We start from the raw sequence: 6,475 nt of genomic DNA, 5'->3' as shown, positions 1-6,475 counted from the left end.
CGACGGTCAGATCGTCCTGCCCGGCGTAGCGTGCCAATAGCCATTGGAAGGCCGCCAGGAGAGTCATGAAGAGGGTCGAATGACGCTCCCGGGACAGCTGCCGAAGCCTTTCCGCCAAGGCCGGCGGGAAGGTACGGGTCGCCGATCCGCTGACCAGCGACAGATCCGGATCCCGCAGGTGATCGGTGGGGAGCTGCAGCACCGGCGGTGCGCCGGCCAGCTGTTCCCGCCAGTAGCCCAGCTCCGCCTCGAGCACCTCGCCGGAGAGCCATTCCCGTTGCCAGCTGGCGAAGTCCGCGTATTGGATCGGCAGCTCCGGCAGATCCGGTTCCTCGCCCTCCTGCAGCGCACGATAGAGGGCCGTCACCTCGTCCACCAACACGCCCATGGACCAGCCGTCGCTGACGATGTGGTGCATGGTGAAGAGCATCGCCGAGGAGCGCTCCTCCAGACGGAGCGCCCGCGCCCGCAGCAGCGGGCCCCGAGCGAGGTCGAAGGATGCGGAGGCGTCGGCGTCCACCAGCCGTTGGACTTCGGCCTGGCGATGATCCTCCTCCAGCCCCTGCAGATCCACCACCGGCAGCAAAGACGGACGGAAGTCGTCGATCACCTGCAGCGGTCGGCCACCGACCTCCTCGAAGCGGGTGCGCAGGACCTCGTGACGCTGGCGGATGCGATTCAGGCAACGCTCCACCAGGGCCAGGTCCAGCGGTCCTTCGGCGAGCATCGGCACCGGAATGTTGTAGGCCGGCGTACCGGGTTCCAGCTGGTCGATGAACCACAGCCGCTGCTGGGCGAAGGACAGGGGCAGCTCACCGTCTCGCGGCACCGCGGTCATCGGGGGCGGCGCGTGGCCGGTGAGCTCCGAGCGCCGGGCCGCCTCGACTCCCAGCGCCAGCTCCGCGACGTTGGGATGCTCGAAGAGCAGACGCAACGGCACATCGAGGTCGAAGGCCTGGCGCAGGCGGGACATCACCTGGGTGGCCAGCAGGGAGTGGCCGCCGAGAGCAAAGAAGTCGTCTTCGACGCCAACTCGATCGAGCTCCAGGACCTGTGCCCAGATCTCCGCCAGCACCCCCTCGGTGACGTTGCGGGGAGCGATGTAGCGGCCCGCCTCGGCACCGCGTTCCCCTTCCGGCGCCGGCAGCGCCCGCCGGTCGAGCTTGTCGTTGGCGGTGAGGGGCAGCTCCGTCAGCGGCACGAAAGCGGAGGGCACCATGTAGTCCGGCAGCGAGGCCGACAGGTACTCCCGGAGGTCCGCCGGATCCGCCTCGGAGCCTTCCGGCGGCACGACGTAGGCCACCAGCCGCTTGTCACCACCAGCGGTCTCCCGGGCCAGGACCACCGCCTGGCGAACTTGCGGATGCCCCAGCAGAGCCGCCTCCACCTCGCCGGGCTCGATGCGGAAGCCCCGGACCTTGACCTGGAAATCACTACGACCGGAGAACTCCAGCCGGCCACCGTCGATCCAGCGCACGACATCACCGCTGCGGTAGAGCCGCTCGCCTTCGCCGAAGGGGCTGGGGACGAAACGCTCGGCGGTGAGGACCGGCTGCCCCAGATATCCCCGGGCGAGGCCGTCGCCGCCGGTCAGCAACTCGCCGAAGACCCCCTGCGGCACCACCTCGCCAAAGCGATCGAGGACGTAGACGCTGGTGTTGGAGACAGGCCGTCCGATGGAGACCGTCGCCGCCACCTGCTCCGGATGGTCCATGGGGTAGCAGCTGGTGAAGGTGGTGTTCTCCGTCGGACCGTAGCCGTTGATCACCCGTGGGCCATCTTCCAGCTCGAGCACCCGCCGCACCCGTTCCGGAGACAGGGCGTCACCGCCAGCCAACAGCTGCCGCAACGGCTGCAAGCCCTCCACTCGCTCGTCCACCATCAGATGGAAGAAGCCGGCAGTCAGCCACGCCGCCGTCACCCCGTGGTCGCGAATCACCGCCTCCACGGTCTCCGGGCTGGGCTTCTCTGGCGGCATCATGACCAGCTTGCCGCCGTTGAGCAGCGGCGCCCACAACTCCAAGGTCGCCGCATCGAAGGACACCGGTGCCAGCTGGAGGAAGACCTGCGACGGCCCCAGATCGGCGAAATTGCTCCCCCGCACCAGCCGCACCACGCTGCGATGGCTGACCGCCACGCCCTTGGGACGGCCAGTGGAACCGGAGGTGTACATGACATAGGCCAGCTGCTCCGGGAGCGGCATCGCCAGCGACTCCGAGGAAGCCTGCACCGAGGTCGCCTCCGCCAAGGCCTCCGAGAGGTAAACCCAGTCCGCGGAGCCATCCACGGGCAGGCCATCGGCCACTCCCGCCTCGGTGAGCACCAGCTCCACCCCCGCGTCCTGCAACATGAAGCGGAGGCGCTCCTCCGGATAGTCCGCCGCCAGGGGCACGTAGGCACCACCGGCCCAGAGGACCGCCAGATGGGCCACCACCAGATCCGCTGAGCGCTCCAGACACAGGCCCACGGGCACCTCGAAGCCGACGCCCCGCTCGCGCAGGTAGATCGCCAGGCTCCGCGCCCGCCGATCGAGCTCCCCATAGGTCAGGGTGTCCTCGCCGGCCACCACCGCCACCGCCTCGGGGCGCTCCGCCGCCACCGCGGCGAAGAGCTCTACGACCGAAGCCCGCCGCGGATAGTCCGCCATCGAACGGGGCCACTCGTCCGCCAGCTGGTGGCGTTCCGAGGCCTCCAGGAGCGGCAGGTGGAAGACCACCTCGTCCGGGGTCGCCATCGCCGCGGTCAACAGGTTGCGGTAGTGGTCCAACCAGCGCTCCATGGTGGTGGAGTCGAAGACTTCGGCTCGATATTCGAGCATCACGTCCAGGCCTTCGGGGCGCTCCTCCACTTGCAGCACGATGTCGAAGTTGGCGCGCTTGGTCTCTTCGTTGAGCGGCTCGAGCACCAGCTCCGGCAGCTCCAGATCCTCGCCCTGGGCGTTCTGCAGCACGAACATGACCTGGAAGAGGGGCGAGTGGTCCAGGTCGCGCTCCGGCTGCAGCTCCTCCACCAGCTTCTCGAAGGGCACGTCCTGATGATCATGGGCGCCCAGGGAAACGTCCCGCACCTGCTCCAACAAAGCGCGGAAGGTCGGCCGCTCCGAGAGGTCGGTGCTCAGCACCAGGGTGTTGATGAAGAAACCGATGAGATCTTCGATGGCCGGTTCCGTACGTCCCGCCACCGGTGTTCCGACGGTCACCCGGGGCTGGCCGCAATGCCGTGCCAGAAGCACCTGGAAGCCCGCCAGCAAGACCATGAACAGCGTCGCCCGGGAGCTCTTCCCCAGCTCTTCCAAATCTCTGCGGAGCTCCATCGAGAACTGCATCGAGCGGTCAGCGGCGGCATGGGTCGGGTCGATGGGCCGCCGCCGGTCGAAGGGCAGCTCCAGGGGTGGCGGCGACTCGCCCAGCTGCTCCCGCCAGTAGCTCAGCTCGCTGGCCAGGACTTCCCCTTCGAGCCACTGGCGCTGCCAGATGGCGTAGTCCGCATACTGCACCGGCAGCTCCGGTAGATCCGGCTCCTGGCCTTCTCGATGAGCGATGTAGAAGGCGCTGACCTCGTCCACCAGCAGTCCCATGGACCAACCGTCGCTGGCGATGTGATGCATGGTGAAGAGAACGATGGTGCGCTCCGGCTCGAGGCGGAGCAAAGAAGCCCGCAGGGGCCAGTCGACGCTCAGATCGAAGAGGCGGAAAGCATCTCCGACGGCGAGGCGCTCCCCTTCCGCCTCCCGTGCCGCCTCCGGCAGGCCCTGAAGATCCACCACCGGAAGCAGACGCTCGCGAGCGGCGTCGATGACCTGCTCCGGCTTGCCGTCGCGTTCGAGGAAACGGGTTCGTAGGACCTCGTGGCGCGCCACGATGTGGTTCAGTGCCCGCTCTACCAGACGGGCGTCCAGCGGCCCGATGGCCCGCAAGGGCATGGGGATGTTGTAGCCGGCCCCTTCGGGCTCCAGCTGCTCGAGGAACCACAGCCGCTGCTGAGCAAAGGAGAGGGGCAACGCGGTATCCCGGGGCATCGGCTGCAGCGGGGGCCGCTGGCCACCTTCCCGCCGGGCGCGCTCCACCGTCGCCGCCAGGGCCTCGACGGTGGGGTTCTCGAACAGCTGGCGCAGCGTGACCCGGGTATCCAGCGCCTTGTTCAAGCGGCTGACGATCTGAGTCGCCAACAGCGAGTGACCGCCGAGGTCGAAGAAGTCGTCCAGAGCACCGACCTCTTCCACCCCCAGCACCTGGGACCAGACCGACGCCACCACCTCTTCGCTGGTAGTCCTCGGGGCCACATAACCGGTGGTGCGCTCGGCAGCATCCGGCGCCGGCAGGGCCCGGCGGTCGATCTTGCCGTTGACCGTCAGCGGCAGCTCCTCCAGGGGCATGAACACTGCCGGCACCATGTACTCGGGAAGCCGCGCGCGCAGATGGGCTCTAAGACCCTCGACGTCGACACTCTGCTCCGCCGCGGGCACCACGTAGGCCACCAGCTGGGCACCCGCATCGCCGCTGTCGTGGGCCATCACGACGCTCTGGGCGACGTTCTCGCTGCCCGCCAGCGTCGACTCGATCTCGCCCAGCTCGATGCGGAAGCCGCGGACCTTGACCTGGTGATCGATCCGTCCCAGGTATTCCACATCCCCGTCCGCCAGGCGGCGCGCCAGGTCGCCCGAGCGATAGAGGCGGGTACCCGGGCTCGTAGCGAAGGGATTGGGCACGAAACGCTCGGCGGTGAGACCGGGACGCCGCAGATAGCCGCGGGCCAGTCCGCCGCCGCCAACGTGTAGCTCTCCCGGCACGCCCACCGGCGTCGGCCGGCCTTGGGGGTCGAGCAGGAAGAGGTCGAGATCCGGAATCGGCCTACCGATGGGGCTGCGGAAGGCATGCTCCAAGTCCTCGCTGCGAACCGGCCGGTAGGTCACGTGCACCGTGGTCTCGGTGATGCCATACATATTGACCAGCCTGGGGATGCGGTCCCCGTGGCGCTGGAACCAGGGCTCGAGGGCCTTGAGCTCGAGGGCTTCGGCACCGAAGATCACGTGCCGTAGCGCCAGCTCCGGCAGCTCCTCCTGGCCCGCACCCTCACCCGCAGCCAGCAGCTCCCCTTCCGCCGCTACCAGCTGACGGAAGTTGGAGGGAGTCTGGTTGAGCACCGTGACCCCCTCGGCGGCCAGCAGGCGGTAGAAGTCCGCCGGCGTACGGCTGGTCCAATAAGGCACCACCACTACTCGCCCGCCGTAGAGCAAAGCTCCCCACAGCTCCCAAACCGAGAAGTCGAAGGCATAGGAGTGGAACAGCGTCCACACATCCTGCGGACCGAATTCGTACCACGGCTCGGTGGCGGCGAAGAGCCGCAGCACCTGCTGGTGGGTGATCTGAACCCCCTTGGGCTGGCCGGTGGAGCCGGAGGTGTAAATCACATAGGCCAGGTTGGCCCGGTCGAGGGAGATCTCCGGCGGTGTTTCGGGATGTCGAGCCAGGTCGCCCCAATCCCGATCCAGCACCAACACTTCGCCCCCGTGCTCCGGCAGCTCGTCGAGAGTCGCCTGGTCGCTGAGCATCAGCTGCGCGCCGGCATCCTCCAGGCTGAAGGCCAGCCGGGCCTTGGGGTGAGCCGGGTCGAGGGGCAAATAGGCGCCGCCGGCCTTGAGGATGCCGAGGATGCCGACCACCAGCCAGGAGCTGCGCTGCAGGCAAAGACCGACCTTTACCTCCGGTCCCACTCCCCGGGCCATCAGCTCGTGGGCCAAGCGGTTGGCCCGAGCGTCGAGCTCGCCATAGGTCAGGGTCTCCGCCTCGTCGCTCACCGCCGGGGCGTCGGGAGCCGCCTGGACCCGCTGGTCGAAGACGGCGAGCAAGCTCTCCGCGACCGCCGGCGAAGGCTGTCGAGGAGTCCATTCCAGCAGCAGCTGATGGCGCTCCGGTGGCGACACCATGGGCAGCGTCTCCAGGGCATCCTCCATGCCGTGGGCGAATCCGGCGAGCAGATTCCCCAGATGCCGCAACATGCGCTGGACCGTGGTGGCGTCGTGACGGACGCCGTCGAACTCCAGCTCCAGGGCCAGCCGTTCACCGGGATAGGCCACCAGATTGAAGGCGTAGTGGGAGCGCTCGTCGGACCCACCGGCCTCCGCTGCATCCTCCCCGCCGGCTTCGGTGGGATCTTCCGGAGCCTCCGGGGGCTGCTGGTCGGCCTGCGCCAGCTTGGCCGGATCGAGTCCCTCGTTCTGGAACACCAAGAAGGTGTCGAAGAGGGCCCGGCCGCCGCCGACGTCGCTCCACCGCTGGACGTCCGCCAGGGAGGAGTATTCGTACTGGCCGAGCTCCGCCTGCTGCTCCTGCAACTTCTGCAGCCAGCTACCGACTTCGGCGTCACCGTTTCCGGCCGGCCCCCGGCTTTGGAAGGGGTCGAGCAGATGATCGGCCTGTTCATCAACACCCTGCCGCTGCGGGTGCAGCTGGCACCGGACGCCGAGGTCGGTAGC

At 68.3% G+C, this 6,475-nt stretch carries 1 protein-coding gene and 1 pseudogene; one reads left to right on the top strand and one right to left on the bottom strand.

The window, feature by feature from the left end; all coding sequences use genetic code 11:
- Nucleotides 1-5,926: amino acid adenylation domain-containing protein (locus tag SX243_24680; protein MDY7096183.1), on the bottom strand; the 5,926-nt coding region annotated here is incomplete at its 3' end.
- 429 nt (nt 5,927-6,355) lie between these two features.
- On the opposite strand from SX243_24680, the pseudogene SX243_24675 reads away from it, so the two are divergent.
- Nucleotides 6,356-6,475: pseudogene (locus SX243_24675) on the top strand (condensation domain-containing protein).

The organism is Acidobacteriota bacterium (assembly GCA_034211275.1).
Classification (GTDB): Bacteria; Acidobacteriota; Thermoanaerobaculia; order Multivoradales; family JAHZIX01; genus JAGQSE01.
The sequence above is the reverse complement of the archived record's forward strand: the minus strand, read 5'-3'. Positions and strand labels throughout refer to the sequence as shown.